This window comes from Sphingomonas aestuarii (assembly GCF_054457155.1).
The window spans coordinates 328,563-347,405 of sequence record NZ_JBTKVV010000003.1; the positions used below are offsets into that span (position 1 = coordinate 328,563).

Here is an 18,843-nt window from a genome sequence, read left to right on the forward strand (position 1 = left end):
ATGTACGCGGAATGGCTTGCCCCGCCATTGCTCGCGGGGTGTCGGTCGCCTATCTGGTGGGCATGACCAGCGATGCACCGCCTCTCGAACTCACGCCCACCGCCGCCGCGCGGGTTGCGGCGATTGCCGGACGACAGGCCAAGCCTGCAATCCTGCGCCTGTCGGTAGAGGGGGGTGGCTGTTCGGGCTTCCAGTATAAGTTCGGGCTGGCCGACGGCGTCGAGGTCGACGACATTCGCGCGGATACCGACGGCGTCATACTGGTGGTCGATCCGATCAGCCTGGATTTGGTGAGCGGCGCGCGCGTCGATTACGTCGAATCGCTGGGCGGTGCGGCGTTCCGCGTGGACAATCCCAATGCGGCCGCCGGTTGCGGCTGCGGCTCCAGCTTCGCGATCTGATCGTTGAAGATCGTCAGCTACAACGTCAACGGGATCAAGGCGCGGCTGCCGCGGCTGGTCGAATATCTGACCGAGCAGGCGCCCGATATCGTCTGCCTCCAGGAACTCAAATCCTCCGACGAAACCGTTCCCGAAGCCGATATCCGCGCGGCGGGCTACGGCGCGGTCTGGCATGGGCAAAAAGGGTTCAACGGCGTCGCGATTCTGGCCAAAGGGTGCGATCCGGTCGAACGCCAGCGCGGCCTTGCCGGCGAGGATGAGGACGAGCACAGCCGCTATATCGAGGCGGAAGTGGACGGGTTGGTCGTCGCTTCGATCTATCTGCCCAACGGCAATCCGCAGCCGGGGCCGAAATTCGATTACAAGCTGCGCTGGATCGATCGGCTCCGGGCACGGGCGCGCGAATTGCTGGCCATGGAGCGCCCGGTGGTGCTGGCGGGCGATTACAACGTCATCCCCAACGACGACGACACGTTTTCGGTGGGTGCGATGCAGGACGATGCGCTGATGCAGCCCGAATCGCGCGCCGGTTACCGCGCTTTGCTGGCACAGGGCTGGACCGACAGCCTTCGCACGCGGTTTCCGGTCGGCGGGGTGTGGACCTTCTGGGACTATCAGGCGGGTGCCTGGCAGCGCGACGCGGGGTTCCGCATCGATCACCTGTTGCTGTCACCCGAAGCCGCCGACCGCTTCGTCGATGCGGGCGTGGACAAGGAGTATCGCGGGCGCGAAAAGGCCAGCGACCATGCCCCGACCTGGGTTCGCATAAGGTAGCGACGCATCTTTGCGTATTATTGGTATAATACACGATGAGTTGGCGTCGTTTACAGGCGTAATCGAAATCGCCATGATCTAAGCTATTGAAGATAAAAGTTTTAGGTGTTTGGCACGACTAATGCACCTGTTGCCGCTGTGAGGCGGCGTCCCCTGTCCGCGCTCACGGATGGAGGGAAACATGCATCAGAAATTCACCCGCGCCGCGATCGTGGCGCTTGCCGGACTTGGTGTGGTCGCCACAAGTGCACCAGCCTTCGCGCGTGACGCAGATCCCAAGAACGATCGTGTATCGACGGCGAAATCGGCAAAGGCGAGCGGCGATCAGCGTTATTGTGTGGAACAGATGCTGACCGGATCCCATGTGCCGCGACGCGAGTGCAAAACCCAGGCCGAATGGTCGCGCGAAGGCATCGATATCGTCAAGGAAGCGCAGAAGGGATCGCGCCGGTGAGGTCGCTGCGCTAACGCTCGCCATTGGGGCGACCGGTGACGCAACGCAAACGGTCTAAGCGGCGATCCCGCGACACCGAAACGAAGCCGGGCGCATCACCATGCCGAAGCGCTATTGCGCCGAGATGTGGCGATGACCGATCACCGCGGCCCCAAGCGCATCTGCATGACGGCGGCGAAATGGCGCAAACCGATCGTGCCGAACGGTTGATGAGCAACTGCCGGTCGGGTCCGCCCGTTCCCGACCGGCGATTTTTTCGACGGGCTTATCTCAAATCCGTTCGCACTGAGCTTGTCGAAGTGCTGTTCTTCTTCGCGACCGGAAGGGCAGTGGTTGGCTACGCCCCCTGCGGGTCGACTAGGTCAGCACAAACGGCGCAGCGATTAGGCTTGGCTGATATCGCGCTGGTACACGTGATAAACGCGGTTGACCTTCGACTGGATGGTGTCGGCGATCGCCAGCATCCCTTGATTGTCGTCCAGGATCCAGCCGATCTCGCCGCGGCTGGCGCCATATTTGGCGATGGCGTCGCGGCGGATATATTCGATCATCATGAAGGCGAGCTGGCTGGCGACCCGCGACGATTGCAGCCTTTTGACGACGCCCATCAACGGCACCCGCATCGTCCGCGCCTTGGGTCGGCGGAGCCACATCAGCAATTTCAGCCAGCCAAACGGAAACAGGCTGCCCTTTAGCGGCTTCAACGGCTCGTTGAGATCGGGCAGCGTAATCATGAACGCCACCGGCTCGCCGTCGATTTCGGCGATGCGGATCAGGTCTTCATAGACGATGGGTTTCAGCTTCTTGCCGACATCGTCGATTTCGGGCTGGGTCAGCGGCACGAAGCCCCAGTTATCGCTCCACGCATCGTTGAGGATGCCGAGGATGATTGTCGCTTCATCGGCGAAGCGCGACTTGTCGACGCGGCGGATGACGATCTTGTCGTTGCGCTCCCCCGATTGAATGATGCGATTGACGATGGGCGGAAACCCGCCAGTGATGTCGAGGTCGTAGGTGCGCAGTTCCTTGGCGAGCGTATAGCCGCGTTCTTCGATCCAGCCCTGATATTCGGGCCGGTGATGGCCCATCATCACGGTTGGCGAATGGTCGTGGCCCTGTACCAGCAGGCCGGGTTCTTCCCAGATTGACAGGCTGATCGGGCCGATCGCGCGAGCCATGCCCTTGGCGCGCAGCCAATCCTCGGCCGCTGCGATCAGCGCGTCACCGGCCTCCCGGTCCTCCGCCTCGAACATGCCCCAGAAGCCGACACCGGGGCCGAAGCCCTGTTCTGCGGGCATGGTCAGCGCCAGCGTGTCGACATGCGCAGAGATGCGGCCCACCACGCGGCCCTGACGCTCGGCCAGCATCATCTGCGCCTCGGCATGGCTGAACCAGCCGTTTTTGGCCGGATCGATCTGGCCTGCAACCTCGCTTTTCAGCGGCGCGACCCAATGCGGGTCGTTCGCATAAAGGCGATAGGGAAGGTCGATGAACGCCTTCTTGTCGGCTGCCCCCGCAACCGGCCGAACCGTGATCGTCACCCCCGGTGCGCCCGTGTCAGGCTGCGTCGCGCTTGCGCGGGTGGGTGGTGGCAACGATCCCGCCCGACAATTCCTTCACGCGCGGATAACGCTCGGCAACTTCGGGGGTGTAGCCCAGATTAAACACCGTCTCGCTCTTGTGCGGACGGTCGCCCTTCGCACGATCGTAATAGCTGCCGAAAACGTGATCCCAGAAATAGCTGGTGATCCCGAAATTGCCGTTTTCGTCGTGGAAATGATGCGCCATGTGGTTCTTCTTCCACGCGGCGAGCATCTTGTTCTTGGGCTTGTACGCCAGATGCTGGATGCAGTGGCAGAATTCGTAGAAGGCGGTCGTCAGGAGACCCGTGGCGAACGCCGCCATCGCCCCGCCGACGCCGCCGATGGCATAGCCGAACGGAATGCTCGCCAGCGCGATCGTCGGCAACGTCGTGTGCAGCGCGCCGAACAGCACCTCCAGATGATTGGGATCCTGGTGATGGTCGTAATGGATGCGCTTCCAAGTGGAAGCCATCCCCGGCACCTTGAACATCCAGTTGGAGTGGAGGATGAACCGGTGGATCAGATACCAAGCGAGCGGATAGATCATCGCCGCGACGACGATAGACGCCAGCGTCTGGAGCAGGGTCGCGGGATAATAGGCGAACACCACCATCGCCACGACCGACAGCGCCAGATAGGCGATGATCGCGGGATATTGGAAATAGGCGACGACCAATTCCTTGAACGTCATCTTGTCCAGATGGTGCGACTTCTGCCAGAAACCCGGCTTGGCGCTTGCTGCCTTCATCACTGCAACCCTATTCCATGTTCGTCGTCGGACTTACCCAAAGCTACGTGAACCTCCGCTGTGCAGACGCATTGCGGCGGTTTTGGGACCGTTTCGTCAGAGCGTAGCGGGCTATTCCTCGGTCCTGACCAGCACCGCCTCGCCGATCATCGCGAACAGCAGAAACGGTGCCCAGGCCGCGAGGAACGGGGGATATGCCCCCAGATTGCCCATCGCCAGCGCGAAATTGTCGGCCACGAAATAGGCAAAGCCCAGCCCCATTCCAATAACCGCACGCCAGAAAAGCTTGCCCGAGCGCGCGACGCCGAAGGCGGCAACCGCGCCCAGCAGCGGCATCAGGATCGAGGAAAGCGGCCCCGACAGCTTGTGCCACAGCGCGCCTTTCAGCGCCTGGGTGGGGCGTCCGGCGGCTTCCAGATCGTCGATCGCGGCGTTGAGCGCGCCGAAGGACAGCCCATCGGCATTGACGCTGGCGAGCGTGAACTGGTCGGGGCGGACGCCGGGGGCGAACCGCACGCTGCCGAGTTCGGTGACTCCGCCCGAGGCCACGTCGAACCGCCGCGCGCCTTCCATCCGCCAGCCGTCGCCGTCGCGCCGCCCGGTCGATCCGCTGACCACCGATCGCAGCACGCCGCCATCGCGTTCATAGATGGTGATGCCGCCCAACTGTGCCGCGTCGCCGCGCCCGCGCAACTGCTTCACCTCGATCAGATTGTCGCGTTCGCGGACCCAGACATTCGCGCGGTCGCCGCGATCGATGGGGAGGGGGCCGAAATCCACCGCCTCCCATTGCTGGAGCGTCGCGGTCGCGCGCGACACGATGCGGTCGTTGAAGGCGAAGGAGATCGCGGCGACGGCGAAGCTCGCCAGGATCAGCGGGGCGAGAATCTGATGCGCGGACAGCCCGCCCGCCTTCATCGAGATGACTTCGCTGTTCTGGTTGAGCGTCGACAGGGTGATGATGGTGCCGAGCAAGACGGAAAAGGGCAGGAAACGCGCAATGATCTGCGGGGTGCGCAAGCTGACATAGCGCCAGATTTCGGCCTGTCCGTTGCCGTCGAACGCCAGAATCTTGCCGCTCTCCGATAACAGGTCGAGCGTCTGGAGCACCAGCACCAGCCCCGCCATGATGGCAAAGGTCCGAAGCAGGAACATCTTTGCCATGTACCAGGCGATGGTCCGCGACGGGAAGAACTGCATCTGGCTGGTCATGCCCGCACCTTTCTGCGGCCGGGGAGCAGCTTGCCGATCGCCTTGGCCAGCTTGGCCGCGACGCGGTCGATCGCGCCGATCGGCTGGCCGCCGGGGACATAGGCGATCTGGTAGAACATCCAGAAGACGAGGGCCGCGAACAGCGCGAACGGTCCCCATAGTGCGAGCACCGGATCGATCCGGCCGAGCGCGGCGACCGATTCGCTATATTCGTTCACCTTGTGGATCGTCACGATCATCACGATCGCCAGGAACACACCGAGCGCGGAAGTCGATCGCTTCGGCGGCACCCCGAGCGCGAGCGCGAGCAACGGCAGCAGGAACATCGTCGCCACTTCAACCACGCGGAAATGGAAATTTGCGGCGCTGGCGTCGCGATCCTCTTTCGGCACTTGAGGATTCTTGCTGACCTGCATCAGCTCGACCAACGTGCGTTCGAGGTCGCGGCCCCCGCGGGGGCGAAAATTCTCGAATCGCGGCAGGTCGATCGGCAGGTCATGCGCGGTAAAGGACAACACCCGCGGCTCGGTGAAGCTCGGCGAATTATGGACCAGATTGCCGTTGGTCAGGCGAAAGATGATGACGTCGGGATCGTCGGTCGCGAGGAACTGTCCGGCCTCTGCGGTGGCGGCGAGATAGCTGCCCTCGCCGGTGTTTACATGGACGAAAATGCCGGACAATCTTGCGCCGTCATCCTCGCTCTCCTCGATACGCAGCGTCATGCGGTCGCCGAAATTGGTGAATTCGCCGACCTTGATCGACGCACCCAGCGCGCCCGATCGCAGCTCGAACCGCAGTTCCTCGTAATTGTAGCGGGCGTTGGGCTGGATATAGCCGACGATCGCGAGATTGAGCGCGGCGAGCACGATCGCGTAGAAATAGGGGACCCGCAGCAGCCGCCCATAGCTCATGCCGACGCCGCGAAGCACGTCGAGTTCGGAGGTCGTTGCGAGCTTTCGAAACGCCAGCAGGATGCCGAGCAGCAGCCCGATCGGGATGCCGAGCCCCAGATATTCGGGCAGCAGGTTGGCGAGCATTCGCCACACCACGCCGACGGGACCGCCTTCGGTCGCGACGAAATCGAACAGCCGCAGCATCCGGTCGAGCACCAGCAGCATCGCTGCGATCAGCAACGTCGAGAACAGCGGCACCGCGATCAGGCGGGCCATGTATCGGTCGATCGACTGCATGAAGGCGGGCCGGGTCCGTTCGCGAGTGGGTGGGCGAATGGCCCTGAAAGGTGAGGATATAGGCGAGGGTGCGGCGGGCGTCACCCCTTGGCGGTCATTGCCCCAACCCAATTCGTCACTCCGGCCGAAGTGCAGGGGTCCACCGGGCGGCAGGCCGACACGCCGAATGGGCGGGCGAGACGCAAGCGGCTTAGTGGACCCCGGCACTTCGGCCGGGGTGACGGTGGTTGTTAGTTAAGCAACCCGACCGCTTCGCCCGCTGCCTTGAACATGCCCAGCACCGTCCGGATCTGCTCCGGCGTATGTTCCGCGCAAAGCGAGCAGCGCAGCAGATACGTGCCTGCAGGCGTCGCGGGGGGGCGGGCCATGTTGACGTAGAGCCCGCCGTCGAGCAGCGCCTGCCACATCGCCACGGCTTGCGTCTGATCCTCGAGAATCACCGCGATGATCGCCGACTCGCAGGTTTCGGTGCCGAGCCTGAAACCCATGTCGGTCAGCCCTGCGTGCAGCGTCCGCGCGCTTTCCCACAGACGTGCGCGCTTTTCGTGGGCGGTCATCAGCTTGCGGATCGAGGTCGCGGCGGTCGCGACGACCGAGGGCGGCAGCGACGCGGTGAAGATATAGGGGCGGCAAGCGAGCCGGATCGCCTCGAACTTCGGGTGGTTCGAGATGCAGAAGCCGCCGACGGTGCCGACCGATTTGGAGAAGGTGCCGACGACGAAATCGACATCGGCTTCCAGCCCCAGTTCCTCATACACACCGCGACCGTTGGGGCCATAGAAGCCCATCGAATGCGCTTCGTCGGAAAGCACCATCGCGCCGTGCTTCTTGGCGACCGCGACCATTTCCTTCAAAGGCGCGATGTCGCCGAGCATCGAATAGACGCCCTCCAGCACCACCAGCTTGCCGACGCCTTCGGGCAGGCGACCGAGCCTTTTATCGAGGTCGTTCACGTCATTGTGGCGGAAGCGGACGATTTCGGCATCCCCCTGCTTGCAGCCGTCATAGATCGACGCGTGGCTGTCGGCGTCGAGGATGACGTAATCGCCCTTTCCCGCCAGCGTCGAGATCATGCCGAGATTGGCCATGTAGCCGGTCGAAAACACGATCGCGCCCGACACGCCGTAGAACTCGCGCAGCGCCTGTTCGACTTCCACATGGTCGCGAAACGTGCCGTTGAGCATCCGGCTGCCGTTGGTGCCCGACCCGAAGCGGTCGAGCGCGTCCTTGCCCGCCTGAATCACGTCGGGATCGAAGGTCATGCCCATATAATTATAGGTGCCGAGCAGGATGGTGTCCTTGCCCTTGATGACGGCTTCGGTCGGCGATTTCACCTCGTCCATCACGATCGCGAAGGGATCGGTGACGCCGGTGTCGATCAGCGCCTGACGCTCGGCGATCAGGGGGTCGAACTTGGACATCAGGTCGCGGTCCGGCGCAGCGGTCGGGGCGTCAGCGGGGAGGGCGTGGGGGGTGGCGGCGGCTTCGGTCATGGCTCTGCAATCCTGATCCTACCCCGTTTGTCCCGAGTAGCCTTCGAGCGAAGTCGAGAAGGCGTATCGAGGGAGGTTGGCACTGTCTCGACACGGGTTCTCGACAAGCTCGAACCCTACTCGACACCAACGGATAGGGGGTGGGGTGGGCTGGGTTCGGTTATTTCTTCAGCTTTTCGACCGCATCGACCAGCTGGCCGACGGTCTCGATTTCTGCCTGCATGTTCATGGTGATGAGGATGTCGAATTCATCCTCCACCGCGGCGACGAAATCCATCACCGTCAGGCTGTCCCATTCGAGGTCGCCGGCGAAGGTCGTCGCTTCGGTCAATTCGACGCCCTTTTTGTTGAAGGGTTCGATCTGGGCCTTGACGGTGTCCAAGGTGGCGGCGCGGTCGCTCATGATGCTGCTTTCGATGTCGATGCGAAGAGGTGGGGCGCTTCTATAGCAGCCCGCGCGCGCGATACCATGCCGCGGTATCGGCCAGGCCCTGTGGCGTGGCGATTTGCGGCTGCCACAGGTCGCCGGGGGGCTTTGCGCCGTTGGTCGCGGTCCAGTCGGGATGGCAGAAATAATCGACGCGGTCGCGGGTCAGCTTGGCCTTGTCGCCGCGCACCAGCCCGTCCGCGCGGGCAGCGGCGCGCATCACCCAGCGCGGCATCGCGAACGGGCGGACGCGCTTGCCGACCGCCGCGCCGATCGCGTGCGCAAACTCGGCGTGGCTCCATCCGCCGTCGTGGCCGTCATCGGGTTCGTAGACATGCTTGCCGGGATCGCTTTCGGCGAGCGTCAGGAGCAGGCGCGCGAGATCGGCGACGTGGATTACCGACAGCCGCCCGCCGGGGGGGAGCAGCGCCAGTCCTTTGTCGGCCAGCCGGAACAGTTCAAACATTTCCATGTCGCCGGGGCCATAGACAGCGGGGGGGCGGACGATCGTCCAGTCAAGGGCAGACGCCGTGACCAGCGCGTCGGCTTCCGCTTTCGACCAACCATAGGCGGAGAGTTTCGGCTCGCGGGCAGCAAGGCTCGATACTTGGACGAACCGCTGCATACCCGCTCGGGTCGCGGCGGCGGTTATCGCGCGCGTGCCGTCGATATTGCCGCGCGCGAACTCGCTGCGGCTGGGAGCGTTCACGACGCCCGCGACGTGGATGACCGCGTCCGCACCGGCAACGAGGCGATCAAGGGCGTCGGGGGTGTCCAGCGCTCCTTCGACCCATGTCACGCCGTCGCGCGGCGGTTGCGGGCGGCGGGTGAGGGCGCGGATCCGATGAGCCCCGGCCAGCGCCAGATCGATCAGAATCGATCCGACGAACCCGGTGCCACCCGTAATCGCAAGAACGCTCAAAGCACCGCCATATGGCTGCGATGGACCAGCGCCGAACGGGGCGCGTAGCCCAGGATGTGGAGGATATCCTCGCTCCTGCGCCCGATGATCTTGCAGGCGTCGTCATAATCATATTCGCAAAGTCCGCGCGCGATGCGCTTTCCGCTGGAATCGCGGATGACGACCAGGTCGCCGCGATGAAATTCGCCCTCGATCCGCAGCGCGCCTGCCGGAAGCAGGCTCGATCCGCGGCGAAGTGCATCTACCGCGCCGGCATCGACGATGATCGTACCGCCCTCGCTGATGCCGCCGGCCAACCACGCCTTGCGCGCCGCCGCAGTACCATCACCGACGAACACCGTGCCGTGCGCGGTTTCGGTGAAGCGGCGCAGCGCATGTGGGATGCGGCCGGAGATGATCGCCATGTGCATCCCCGAACCGGTGGCGATCCGGGCCGCCTCGATCTTGGACACCATCCCGCCCGATCCCATGCCCGATGCGGAGCCGGTATCGGCCATCGCCTCGATCTCGGCGCTGATCGCTGGGACGACGGGGATCATTTTCGCATCGGGGTTGCGCATCGGGTTGCTGTCGTACAGCCCGTCAATGTCGGACAGCAGGATCACGCCCTGAGCGTTCGCGGCCTGGCCGACGCGTGCGGCGAGCCGGTCATTGTCGCCGAAGCGGATGCGTTCGGTCGCGACCGTGTCGTTTTCGTTGACGATCGGCACCACGCCCAGACTCAGCAATCGCCCCAGCGTAGCGGAGGCGTTGAGGTAGCGGCGGCGATCCTCAAGATCGCCCAACGTCACCAGCACCTGCGCGGCGTTCAGCCCGCGGCTCGACAGCAATTCCGCCCAGACCTGCGCCAGCGCGATCTGGCCGGTCGCCGCCGATGCCTGCGCATCCTCCAGGCTGCCGCGCCCGCCATTGGGCAGCCCCAGCCGCCGCGCGCCCAGCGCGATCGCGCCCGACGAGACGATCGCGATCTGCTGGCCCGCACTGACCCGTTCCACCAGATCGCTGGCAAAGGTTTCCAGCCAGGCGCGCTTCACCCGGCCTTCGTCGTCGACCAGCAGCGCCGATCCGACCTTCAGGACCAGCCGCGGGCACCGGGCGGGGGAGAAACGATCGGCTTCGCTCATATCGGCGACCACTCCTTGGCCGGTTCGTCGTCCTCGTCCTCGTCTTCGCCCGCATCGGAGGTGCTGCCGGGTTCCGGGCCGATCACCTCGATCAGCCGGTCGAGCACCGCGCCGACGCCGACGCCGGTCGCGCCCGACATGGGAAGCACTTGCGCGCCGCCGCTTGCCTCGACCAGTTCGGCAATCAGCGCTTCGGTCAGTTCGTCGTCGAGCAGATCGGCCTTGTTGAGCGCGATCACCTCGGGCTTGGTCGTAAGGTCGGCGCCGTAGGCCTCAAGTTCCGACCGCACGATCCGGTAGGCTTCGGCGGGATTTTCGCCATGCGCGTCGACCAGATGGAGCAGCACGCGGCAGCGCTCGATATGCCCCAGAAACCGGTCGCCGATGCCGACGCCTTCGGCCGCGCCCTCGACCAGCCCCGGAATGTCCGCGACGACGAATTCGCGCGCCTTGTGGCTGACCACGCCCAGCTGGGGCCGCGTGGTGGTGAAGGCATAGGCGCCGACCTTGGCGTTGGCGTTGGTCACCGCGTTGATGAAGGTCGACTTGCCCGCATTGGGCAGACCGACAAGCCCGCAGTCGGCGAGCAGTTTCAGCCGCAGCCACACCCACGCCTCTTCGCCCGGCCAGCCGGTGCCGTGCTGGCGCGGCGCGCGGTTGGTCGATGTCTTGTAACTGAGGTTGCCGCGTCCGCCGTCGCCGCCCTTCAGGAACACGACGCGCTCGCCTTCCTTGGTGAGGTCGAGCAGCAGCGTGCGATCCTCGTCATCGGCCAGGATCTGCGTGCCGACCGGCACCTTGATGACCAGATCGCGGCCACCTGCGCCGGTGCGGTTCGATCCCGCGCCACCCTTGCCACGAGGTGCCCGGAAATGCTGGGTGTAGCGGAAATCGATGAGCGTGTTCAGCCCGTGTGCGGCCTCGAACACGATGTCGCCGCCCTTGCCGCCATTGCCGCCGTCAGGGCCGCCATATTCGATGAACTTCTCGCGCCGGAAGCTGACCGCGCCGCCGCCGCCCATCCCCGAGCGCACGAAGATTTTTGCCTGATCCAGAAAATGCATGTGCGCCATGTAGCGAAATCGGCAGATTTCGCCAGTGGGATGGGGAATTGGTTGCAGCGCCCAGACCCGTTCGTTTCGAGCGAAGTCGAGAAACGCTGCGATCCGGCCACGTTTCTCGACCCCGCTGGAAACGAACGGAGGGGAGTCCGATCAAATCAGGGGGAGGTTATCCCTGAACCCCCTTCAACCCGGTGCGACGCCATCAGCCACTGCGCCGCCAGTTCGCGCGCCCGCTCCCTGGGCAATCCCAGCGCTCTCGCCATCGGTGCCCCGAGCAACGCGTCGCCCAGCGCCAGCAACACCAGTTGCAGCGTTTCGTCATGGATTGGCATCTCGCCCGGCACGTCGCCTTCGCCCAGTTCGTCGACCAGCCGGTGGATCGCCTCCAGGATCGGGTCGAGCGCATCCTCGTTGCCCGACAGGATCATCCAGCTGGCAAGCGCCCCGGCGCCCTGTTTGTCGAACGCGTCGAAGGTCAGCTCGACAACCTCGCGCGGATCATGGTCGCCCGACCGCGCGCGCAGCACCGCCGCGCCGATCGTGCCGGTGATGTTGTCCGCCATCGCCGCGATCAGCGCCTTTTGCAGCCCCGCTGCCGATCCGAAATGGTGGAGCAGATTGGCGTGGGTCCGCCCGATCCGCGACGCGACCGCCTTCAGCGTCACCGCCTGCGGCCCCATTTCGATCAGCAATGTGCGCGCAGCATCCAGCGCGGCGATGCGCGACTCTTCAGGACTGAGGCGTTTTCTTATTGTTGACATTCGTGTAAGTAACACCAATTGACAGGACTGTCAGCGCGGGCTGAACGCGCTTGTTTGGAGCAAAATGATGGACATGGCAAAGGCTGTTGCCACCCCCACGCCCAAGGATCTGGAAATCACGCCGCGCGACCGCCGCTTCGGGCGTGGCGAGGCGCGCTACGGGCGCTGGTGGCTGAACAACGATCCGATCGCGACCGCCGTTTACAACGCGCTGTCGGTCACCTTTCCCAAGGGCGAGGGCTTTTTCATCGACAGCGTCCGCAAGTTCCGCGACGGCGCGCCCCCCAAGCTGGCCGCGGAAATCGCTGCCTTCACCAAACAGGAAGTGATGCACACGCGCGAGCATGTCGCGTTCAACCGCCACGTCACCGATCAGGGCTATGACATCAGCCGGTTGGACCGGGAAGTCGACCGCGTGCTTGATCTCGCCAAGGGACGCCCTGCGATCGCCAGCCTGGCCGCGACGATGGCGCTCGAACATTTCACCGCGATCCTGGCGCACGAACTGCTTGCCGACCCGCGCCATCTGGCGGGGGCCGACGCCGATGCGGGCGATATGTGGCGCTGGCACGCGCTGGAGGAAGTCGAGCACAAGGGCGTCGCCTATGACACCTGGCTCCATGCGACGCGCGACTGGTCGCGGTTCAAACGCTGGCGGATCAAAGCGCTGGTGATGCTGATCGTCACCGGGCGTTTCTTCAACGGGCGGCGCAAGGGCGTACTCGATCTGCTGCGTCAGGATGGACTGACCGGCCCGCGCGTATGGGGTCGCCTCACATGGTACGTGCTCGCCAAGCCCGGCATGATGCGGAAGATATTGGGCGCGTGGGTCGCGTTTTTCCTGCCCGAATTCCATCCGTGGAACGAGGATGATCGCGCTCTGATCGGCAAGGTGGACAGCGAATTTGCCGATGCTCGGATGGCTGTGGTGGGGTGACCGACAGGTGAGAAAGGGCGGCTATGTTGCCCTTTCTCACCCACTTTAAGCCGCGAGTCGCAGTTTCATTCGCTCGTCGTCCGATGCGCCGTCAGGGCACGGGCCGTCCGCGCAATCGGCAAGGTCGATTGCATAGCTGTGGCACGGCACCTTTCCGCCGCGCGCCAGCGAGTGGACGTGCTCGATCCGCCCGGTCGGACGAAACCCCGCCTTGCGGAGCACGGCGCCCGATGCCGGGTTGTCGGTCATGTGCCCTGCCGTCAGCCGCCGGATGCGTAAGGAATGCCGCGCAGTGTCGATCAGCGCGCGCACCGCTTCGGTCGCATAGCCGCGACCCCAGGCATCGGGGGTGATCCAGAAACCCAGGTCATAGGCGTTGTCGCCCAGTGGCCCCAGGCCCATACCGCCGACGATCCGCGCCGGACCGCCGCCGTCTGCGGTGGTGATGACGAATAGCGGCGTCGTTGCGCTGCGCTCGGCGCTCAGCCAATTGCGGGCGTGTTCGATGCCGTAAGGCCAGGGCGCGGTCGCGAGGTTTCGCACGACCTTCTCATGCCCCATCGCCGCCGCAAGCGCGGGGGCATCCTCGATCCAGCCGGGGCGCAGGCTCAACCGCTTCGTACGCACGAACATGGGGCACTCCTTCCTCTCTCAAGCGCGGCCATGCCCGATTTTGATGACGGGACGGCGACGCAGTGCCTTTGGGGAGGGAGCACAAGAAAAAAGGGAGCCGGGGCGACCCGTCTCCCTTGTCTGGTTGTTCCGGATGTCGGTCCGGAACCGGGTCGTCCTGGTGGACAACCCGGCTGGTTGTCCGATGTTATTCGGCGGCCGCCATAATCGGCGCTACCGACGCGAATTTGCGGCCGAGCTTGCCTTCACGGAATTCCACGCGGCCATCGGTCAGCGCGAACAGGGTATGATCCTTGCCCATGCCGACATTGGTGCCTGCGTAGAATTTGGTGCCGCGCTGGCGCACGATGATGTTGCCGGCGACGACTTCCTGACCGCCGAACTTCTTCACGCCGAGACGGCGACCCGCGGAATCGCGACCGTTGCGCGAAGAACCGCCTGCCTTTTTATGTGCCATTGTCTAAACTCCTCGGATCAGGTCGGCGCTTACGCGTCGGTCTTCTTGGCTGCGGCCTTCTTCGGCGCTGCCTTGGTTTCGGTTTCGGCAGGAGCCGCGTCGGCGTCAGCCTTCTTGGCCGAAGCCTTGGCCTTCTTCTCTTCGCCGCCGATCGCCGTGATCTTCAGGATCGTGTGCTGCTGGCGATGGCCGTTCTTGCGGCGATAGTTGTGCCGACGGCGCTTTTTGAAGACGATGACCTTTTCGCCCTGCGCCTGCGCGATGACTTCGGCGGAGACGACCAAGCCGTCGACCGACTTCAGCTCGCCGCCGTCGCCCGCCAGGAGGACGTCGCTCAGCTTGACCGACGAACCGGCCTCGCCGTCGATCTTCTCGACGACGATCTTGTCTCCTGCGGCAACGCGATACTGCTTGCCGCCCGTGCGCACGATTGCGAACATTGGCTCTGCTCTTTTTTCAATACAGTTACCCGCGCAAGGCTTGGGGCCGCGCGGGAAGGAAGGGTGCGGCTATGCGATGCGTCCGATTCTGTCAACCTTGTGGGTGCCAGAAAATCGGGAAGCGCGCATGAATCAGTGGCGATGCTCGCGCTTGAGCAGGTAACGCCCGTCATCGGTGGTATCGAACAGCCCGCGAATGGCGGGGTGATCGACCGGCTCGTCGCTGTCGTCGGTCACCAGATTCTGCTGGCTGACATAGGCGACATAGGATGATTCGGCGTTTTCGGCGAGCAGGTGATAAAAAGGCTGGTCCTTGCGCGGGCGCACATCTTCGGGGATCGCGTCATACCATTCATCGGTATTGGCGAAGACCGGATCGATGTCGAATACCACGCCGCGGAAATCGAACAGCCGGTGACGCACCACGTCGCCGACGTTGAAACGGGCATGTGCGACCGGCGGCACGGCGATGGCGGCGTCGAGGGGAAGTGTGTTGGTCGTGAAACGATGCGGCATGGCCATAATCTAATGGCTATTGCGCGACGCACAAGCCGGGCAGCGACAGACGGTTGTGGATAGTCTTGCATGAGCGGCTGCGACCCTCTTGCAAGGCACGGATTTGTCGATTAGACGCCCGCCTTCGTCGACCGGCGGGGGCCAATCCCACGCCTTATGACCTCGCGGAGAGGTGGCAGAGTGGTCGAATGTACCGCACTCGAAATGCGGCGTGGGTGCAAGCTCACCGTGGGTTCGAATCCCACCCTCTCCGCCAAGGTCACCCTTATCCCGACATCCGTTGACAAATCGCGCGAACGCGGTTGCACGATCGGCAAGAACATGTTCGGCCAAGATCTGCGAAAATCGCCAAATCCGATCTGGCAAAGGCTGGGATCAGCTTCGAGAATATCGAGGCGGCACCCTGCACTGTGAGCTAAGGTATCCGGTGATCGGCGTATTCCTGTTGCCCGAGACGTTCCGGCGGAAAATCAACGATCCGTTTGTCCTGAGTAGGGGTTACCCTTTGCTCGGCCGCTACTCAGGACGAAAGGTGTAGTAATGCGGGGGTTCGTCTACTTCTTGCAGACCAGCGTCTCGTCGCCCTCGGTGCCAAGCGCTGCCCTGGCGAGGCTGAGGCTGCCGCTGCCCTGTAGCGTCAGCGCCATTGGCACCTCTATCGCGGCCATATTGGCGCCTGCCGCAGCAAGGCATTTGAGCGGCACCGCGATCCGTCGCCACTCGCCCTGGGGCAGTTGTGCGATGCGGTCGGCGGGGACGGTGGCGGTGGCGCCGCCTGCGCTGCGCATGCCGAAGGTGACCGGGCCGGTGATCGCCGAATCGCGGCGGACGGTCATCACCAGCGCCACGTCGCCATTGGTTTCGCGAACCAGGTCCATCGGCGTCAGGCTGGCGAGCGCGATCGTCGCCGGGCCATTGGAAATATCGAAGCGGCGCGCGCCTTCCTGGACAATATGGTCGGTCGCCGACACCTTGACGCGCCCTCCCATCGCCGACGCAGGCGTGGCGGTGATGCGCGTCATGTCGGCAGCGCCGTCGCCGAGATAAAGCGACAGCGAGGTCGCGGGCACCCCCCGATCGAGATAGGTGCCGCCCGCATCGGCGACATCGACGCCGGGTTCCTCCGACAATGGCCTCCACGCGGGCGCTGGCTGTCCAAGCGTCAGGCCGTAACCGAGCGGATAGAGCGTCGCGCCCTTGGCATCGGCAGTCGCGGGCCACGGCGTCGGCAGCGTCCCGGTAAAATCATAGGCGGCGCGGCGGTCCGTGCGCTGGACCAGCAGGTCGGCGATCCCGCCGCCTTCGGAGCCGGGCAACCAGGCCACCACGAACGCATCGGCCAGATTGAGCGCGGGATTCACGAACAACGGCCGTCCGGTAATCATCACCGCAACGACCGGGATTCCCGCCGCCTTCAGCTTGCGCATCGTCTCGAACGGGGTGCGCAGTTCGGGGCGGAGCTGCAGCGTGGCGAGATCGCCCTGAAACTCGGCATAGGGGGTCTCGCCGAACACCACGACCGCGACGTCGGGCTTGGTCGCATAACTGCCGTCGAGGGACAAGGTGGCGGTGCCGCCGCTTGCCCTGACCGCATCGTCCAGCCCCTTCCAGATCGAGGTCGCGCCGGGAAAATCGTCGTTGTCGACGCCGGTGCCTTGCCAGGTGATGGTCCAGCCGCCCGATTGACGCCCGATATCGTCCGCCCCGTCGCCTGCGACCAGCACGCGCGCGCCTGCTCGGATCGGGAGCACCGAACCCTGATGTTTCAAGAGGACCAGCGACTTGCGCACCGCCTCGCGCGCCAATGCGCGGTGTTCGGGTGCCCCCAGCAACTCGAACTGACCGGCATAGCGGCGCGATGACGGCTTGCCCGCGTCGAACAGGCCCATGCGCAGCTTGACGCGCAGGATGCGCGCGACGGCGTCGTCGAGGCGCGCCATCGGTACGGTGCCGTCCTTGACCTGCGCGGTCAGCGTGCCGTGCAGGTCGCGCCAGCTGTCGGGGGCCATATACATGTCGATGCCCGCAAGCAGGGCCTGCGGGCAACTAGCGTTGGTGCAGCCGGCGACCTGGCCGTGCGCGTTCCAGTCGGTTACGACGAGACCGCCGAAATTCATGCGGTCCTTCAGAATGTCGGTGACCAGCCCCTTGTGACCCGCGATCTTGATTCCGTTCCAGCTGGAAAAGCTCGTCATCACAGTCTCCACGCCCGCTTCGATCGCGGGAACATAGGGGGTGCCGTGAATGTCGCGCAGTTCGGCCTCGGACATCGTCGCGTCGCCCTGGTCGCGCCCGTCGACGGTCCCGCCATCGGCGAGATAATGTTTGGTGGAGGCGATGACGTGCGGGCCATCCAGGGTCCGCGTGCCGCCGGGATCGCCCTGCAATCCCCGGATCATCCGCCCGGCGTAGCTCGCGACCAGCTTGGGGTCGGACGAATAGCCTTCATAGGCGCGGCCCCAGCGGAAATCCTGGGGCACGGTGATGGTGGGGGCAAAGGTCCATTCCTGACCGGTGGCGCGGATTTCGAGCGCGGTCGCCTGACCGATGCGTTCGATCATGGCCGGATCGCGCGCCGCGCCAAGCCCGATATTGTGCGGAAACAAGGTCGCGCCGACGATGTTCGAATGACCGTGGACGGCGTCGGTGCCCCAGATGACGGGGACGGCAGCGCGCCCGCCGCTGGTGTCCACCGATGCCTCATAGAAACGGTCGGCGAGCGCCAGCCATTCTTTGGGGGCTGCGAATTCATCATTGTCGGGTGCGGAATTGCCGCCATTTAGGACGGAGCCGAGATGATAACGGCGCACATCGTCGGGCGTTACGCTGGCGATATCGCCCTGGATCACCTGACCCACTTTTTCCTCGACCGTCATGCGCCCCAGCAGATCGGCGATGCGCGCTTCGATCGCGGGGTCGGTCGCATAGGGCCATTGTGGGGCTGGCCAGATCGCCGGGTTCACCGCGTCGCTGCCGTCGGGGGATTTTGCCGCAGGCGCTGTTTGGGCGTTCGCGATCGAAGCGGTGGCGAGTAGCAGCGTCATCAATCCCAAGCGATGCCCCATGATCCCCTCCTGCCCCTGTTGTGAACGTTCTCAATTGGTGGGTTAGCGTCAAAGTCATCGACTGGCAACTGCCGACGCGCGATCAAAGATGGCGCTATCGAAGCTGACGGCAGCACGCACTGATGAAACGGCCCTCGCACATCGTCGCTGAGGCGCCTAAATTGGTTCTCGTGACTGCGCCGCTCTACAATGCCCGTATCCTGCGTCTTGCGGCTTCGATCCCGCATCACGCGCGGCTCGATTCGCCGATGGCGATTGTCGAGAAGCGCTCGCCGGTCTGCGGCAGCCGCATCACGCTCGACATGAATGCGGACGCCGAGGGGCGGGTCGCCGGATTGGGGCTGGAGGTGCGGGCGTGTGCGCTTGGCCAGGCGTCGGCGGCGCTGCTGGCCGAACACGCCACGGGCAAGTCGGTCGCCGAACTGGCCACCGCGCGCGACGCGCTGGCGGACTGGCTGGCGGGGCGCGCGCCGCAGCCCGACTGGCCGGGGATCGATGTGTTTGCGCCCGCATTGCCGCACAGTGCGCGGCACGCCTCGATCCGGCTGGCGTTCGAGGCCGCGGCGGAAGCGGCGGCGGAAATCGAACTGAGTCGGCGGAGGACAAGCGCGTGAATGTGGTGATCGGGCTGGCTGGGGTTTC

20 protein-coding genes and 1 tRNA gene are annotated in these 18,843 nt (G+C 64.5%); 6 read left to right on the top strand and 15 right to left on the bottom strand.

The window, feature by feature from the left end:
* The first annotated feature begins 62 nt into the window (after positions 1–62).
* The 3 genes from erpA (at position 63) to ACX0GZ_RS07530 (ending at position 1,629) form a co-directional block, all read left to right on the top strand.
* A complete protein-coding gene (erpA, locus tag ACX0GZ_RS07520; RefSeq protein ID WP_458815270.1) occupies positions 63–401 on the top strand; it encodes an iron-sulfur cluster insertion protein ErpA in 339 nt (112 codons plus the stop codon).
* 3 nt (positions 402–404) lie between these two features.
* Positions 405–1,175 (top strand): exodeoxyribonuclease III, encoded by a 771-nt coding sequence (gene xth, locus ACX0GZ_RS07525; RefSeq protein ID WP_458814956.1) that lies wholly within the window; start codon positions 405–407, stop codon positions 1,173–1,175.
* Between the two features lie 181 nt (positions 1,176–1,356).
* Positions 1,357–1,629, top strand: a complete 273-nt coding sequence (locus ACX0GZ_RS07530) for a hypothetical protein (RefSeq protein ID WP_458814958.1) — start codon at positions 1,357–1,359, stop codon at positions 1,627–1,629.
* A gap of 383 nt (positions 1,630–2,012) precedes the next feature.
* Here ACX0GZ_RS07530 and ACX0GZ_RS07535 read toward each other — a convergent pair whose 3' ends face one another.
* The 10 genes from ACX0GZ_RS07535 to ACX0GZ_RS07580 all read right to left on the bottom strand — a co-directional run bounded on the left by ACX0GZ_RS07535 (position 2,013) and on the right by ACX0GZ_RS07580 (position 12,153).
* Positions 2,013–3,170, bottom strand: a complete 1,158-nt coding sequence (locus tag ACX0GZ_RS07535; RefSeq protein WP_458814960.1) for an N-acetyltransferase — start codon at positions 3,168–3,170, stop codon at positions 2,013–2,015.
* Positions 3,171–3,186: 16 nt separating this feature from the next.
* Complete coding sequence (locus tag ACX0GZ_RS07540; RefSeq protein ID WP_458814962.1) at positions 3,187–3,960, bottom strand: sterol desaturase family protein; 774 nt, start codon at positions 3,958–3,960, stop codon at positions 3,187–3,189.
* Between the two features lie 111 nt (positions 3,961–4,071).
* Positions 4,072–5,172, bottom strand: coding sequence for an LPS export ABC transporter permease LptG (lptG, locus tag ACX0GZ_RS07545; protein WP_458814964.1), 1,101 nt, complete (start codon positions 5,170–5,172; stop codon positions 4,072–4,074).
* Complete coding sequence (locus tag ACX0GZ_RS07550) at positions 5,169–6,341, bottom strand: LptF/LptG family permease (RefSeq protein ID WP_458814966.1); 1,173 nt, start codon at positions 6,339–6,341, stop codon at positions 5,169–5,171. Before ACX0GZ_RS07550 ends, lptG begins: the two co-directional genes overlap by 4 nt.
* 251 nt (positions 6,342–6,592) lie before the next feature.
* The gene (spt, locus tag ACX0GZ_RS07555) at positions 6,593–7,855 is read right to left on the bottom strand and encodes a serine palmitoyltransferase (protein ID WP_458814968.1); all 1,263 of its coding nucleotides are present in this window, start codon (positions 7,853–7,855) and stop codon (positions 6,593–6,595) included.
* A gap of 160 nt (positions 7,856–8,015) precedes the next feature.
* Positions 8,016–8,258 (bottom strand): acyl carrier protein, encoded by a 243-nt coding sequence (locus tag ACX0GZ_RS07560; RefSeq protein WP_458814970.1) that lies wholly within the window; start codon positions 8,256–8,258, stop codon positions 8,016–8,018.
* Positions 8,259–8,298: 40 nt separating this feature from the next.
* The gene (locus ACX0GZ_RS07565; RefSeq protein ID WP_458814972.1) at positions 8,299–9,204 is read right to left on the bottom strand and encodes an NAD-dependent epimerase/dehydratase family protein; all 906 of its coding nucleotides are present in this window, start codon (positions 9,202–9,204) and stop codon (positions 8,299–8,301) included.
* Positions 9,201–10,328 (bottom strand): glutamate 5-kinase, encoded by a 1,128-nt coding sequence (gene proB, locus ACX0GZ_RS07570; protein WP_458814974.1) that lies wholly within the window; start codon positions 10,326–10,328, stop codon positions 9,201–9,203. Before proB ends, ACX0GZ_RS07565 begins: the two co-directional genes overlap by 4 nt.
* The gene (obgE, locus tag ACX0GZ_RS07575; protein ID WP_458815272.1) at positions 10,325–11,392 is read right to left on the bottom strand and encodes a GTPase ObgE; all 1,068 of its coding nucleotides are present in this window, start codon (positions 11,390–11,392) and stop codon (positions 10,325–10,327) included. Before obgE ends, proB begins: the two co-directional genes overlap by 4 nt.
* Positions 11,393–11,547: 155 nt before the next feature.
* Positions 11,548–12,153 carry a TetR/AcrR family transcriptional regulator gene (locus ACX0GZ_RS07580; RefSeq protein ID WP_458814976.1) on the bottom strand — a complete coding sequence of 202 codons (606 nt, stop codon included), beginning with the start codon at positions 12,151–12,153 and terminating at the stop codon, positions 11,548–11,550.
* A gap of 73 nt (positions 12,154–12,226) precedes the next feature.
* Between ACX0GZ_RS07580 and ACX0GZ_RS07585 the strand changes: the two genes are divergently transcribed.
* Positions 12,227–13,090 (top strand): metal-dependent hydrolase, encoded by an 864-nt coding sequence (locus tag ACX0GZ_RS07585; protein ID WP_458814978.1) that lies wholly within the window; start codon positions 12,227–12,229, stop codon positions 13,088–13,090.
* A gap of 45 nt (positions 13,091–13,135) precedes the next feature.
* Here ACX0GZ_RS07585 and ACX0GZ_RS07590 read toward each other — a convergent pair whose 3' ends face one another.
* From ACX0GZ_RS07590 to hspQ, 4 genes are all read right to left on the bottom strand, one after another.
* A complete protein-coding gene (locus ACX0GZ_RS07590; protein ID WP_458814980.1) occupies positions 13,136–13,723 on the bottom strand; it encodes a GNAT family N-acetyltransferase in 588 nt (195 codons plus the stop codon).
* Positions 13,724–13,910: 187 nt separating this feature from the next.
* Positions 13,911–14,180, bottom strand: coding sequence for a 50S ribosomal protein L27 (gene rpmA / locus ACX0GZ_RS07595; RefSeq protein WP_458814982.1), 270 nt, complete (start codon positions 14,178–14,180; stop codon positions 13,911–13,913).
* Positions 14,181–14,209: 29 nt separating this feature from the next.
* Positions 14,210–14,620: a 50S ribosomal protein L21 gene (gene rplU / locus ACX0GZ_RS07600; RefSeq protein ID WP_458814984.1), complete on the bottom strand. Its 411-nt coding sequence runs from the start codon at positions 14,618–14,620 to the stop codon at positions 14,210–14,212.
* Positions 14,621–14,752: 132 nt separating this feature from the next.
* A complete protein-coding gene (gene hspQ / locus ACX0GZ_RS07605; protein ID WP_458814986.1) occupies positions 14,753–15,142 on the bottom strand; it encodes a heat shock protein HspQ in 390 nt (129 codons plus the stop codon).
* Positions 15,143–15,302: 160 nt separating this feature from the next.
* On the opposite strand from hspQ, the gene ACX0GZ_RS07610 reads away from it, so the two are divergent.
* Positions 15,303–15,392 (top strand) — tRNA-Ser (locus tag ACX0GZ_RS07610).
* Positions 15,393–15,690: 298 nt separating this feature from the next.
* Here ACX0GZ_RS07610 and ACX0GZ_RS07615 read toward each other — a convergent pair.
* Complete coding sequence (locus ACX0GZ_RS07615) at positions 15,691–18,201, bottom strand: glycoside hydrolase family 3 protein (RefSeq protein WP_458814988.1); 2,511 nt, start codon at positions 18,199–18,201, stop codon at positions 15,691–15,693.
* Positions 18,202–18,371: 170 nt separating this feature from the next.
* Between ACX0GZ_RS07615 and ACX0GZ_RS07620 the strand changes: the two genes are divergently transcribed.
* The gene (locus ACX0GZ_RS07620) at positions 18,372–18,815 is read left to right on the top strand and encodes an iron-sulfur cluster assembly scaffold protein (RefSeq protein ID WP_458815274.1); all 444 of its coding nucleotides are present in this window, start codon (positions 18,372–18,374) and stop codon (positions 18,813–18,815) included.
* Positions 18,816–18,843: the final 28 nt, after the last annotated feature.

Excerpts from the sequence above, each read along its gene's own strand:
- erpA (WP_458815270.1), top strand. The coding sequence starts at position 63 with ATGACCAGCGATGCACCGCCTCTCGAACTCACGCCCACCGCCGCCGCG.
- ACX0GZ_RS07530 (WP_458814958.1), top strand. The coding sequence starts at position 1,357 with ATGCATCAGAAATTCACCCGCGCCGCGATCGTGGCGCTTGCCGGACTT.
- ACX0GZ_RS07540 (WP_458814962.1), bottom strand. The coding sequence starts at position 3,960 with ATGAAGGCAGCAAGCGCCAAGCCGGGTTTCTGGCAGAAGTCGCACCAT.
- lptG (WP_458814964.1), bottom strand. The coding sequence starts at position 5,172 with ATGACCAGCCAGATGCAGTTCTTCCCGTCGCGGACCATCGCCTGGTAC.
- ACX0GZ_RS07550 (WP_458814966.1), bottom strand. The coding sequence starts at position 6,341 with ATGGCCCGCCTGATCGCGGTGCCGCTGTTCTCGACGTTGCTGATCGCA.
- spt (WP_458814968.1), bottom strand. The coding sequence starts at position 7,855 with ATGACCGAAGCCGCCGCCACCCCCCACGCCCTCCCCGCTGACGCCCCG.
- ACX0GZ_RS07560 (WP_458814970.1), bottom strand. The coding sequence starts at position 8,258 with ATGAGCGACCGCGCCGCCACCTTGGACACCGTCAAGGCCCAGATCGAA.
- proB (WP_458814974.1), bottom strand. The coding sequence starts at position 10,328 with ATGAGCGAAGCCGATCGTTTCTCCCCCGCCCGGTGCCCGCGGCTGGTC.
- obgE (WP_458815272.1), bottom strand. The coding sequence starts at position 11,392 with ATGCATTTTCTGGATCAGGCAAAAATCTTCGTGCGCTCGGGGATGGGC.
- ACX0GZ_RS07580 (WP_458814976.1), bottom strand. The coding sequence starts at position 12,153 with ATGTCAACAATAAGAAAACGCCTCAGTCCTGAAGAGTCGCGCATCGCC.
- ACX0GZ_RS07585 (WP_458814978.1), top strand. The coding sequence starts at position 12,227 with ATGGCAAAGGCTGTTGCCACCCCCACGCCCAAGGATCTGGAAATCACG.
- ACX0GZ_RS07590 (WP_458814980.1), bottom strand. The coding sequence starts at position 13,723 with ATGTTCGTGCGTACGAAGCGGTTGAGCCTGCGCCCCGGCTGGATCGAG.
- rpmA (WP_458814982.1), bottom strand. The coding sequence starts at position 14,180 with ATGGCACATAAAAAGGCAGGCGGTTCTTCGCGCAACGGTCGCGATTCC.
- rplU (WP_458814984.1), bottom strand. The coding sequence starts at position 14,620 with ATGTTCGCAATCGTGCGCACGGGCGGCAAGCAGTATCGCGTTGCCGCA.
- hspQ (WP_458814986.1), bottom strand. The coding sequence starts at position 15,142 with ATGGCCATGCCGCATCGTTTCACGACCAACACACTTCCCCTCGACGCC.
- ACX0GZ_RS07615 (WP_458814988.1), bottom strand. The coding sequence starts at position 18,201 with ATGGGGCATCGCTTGGGATTGATGACGCTGCTACTCGCCACCGCTTCG.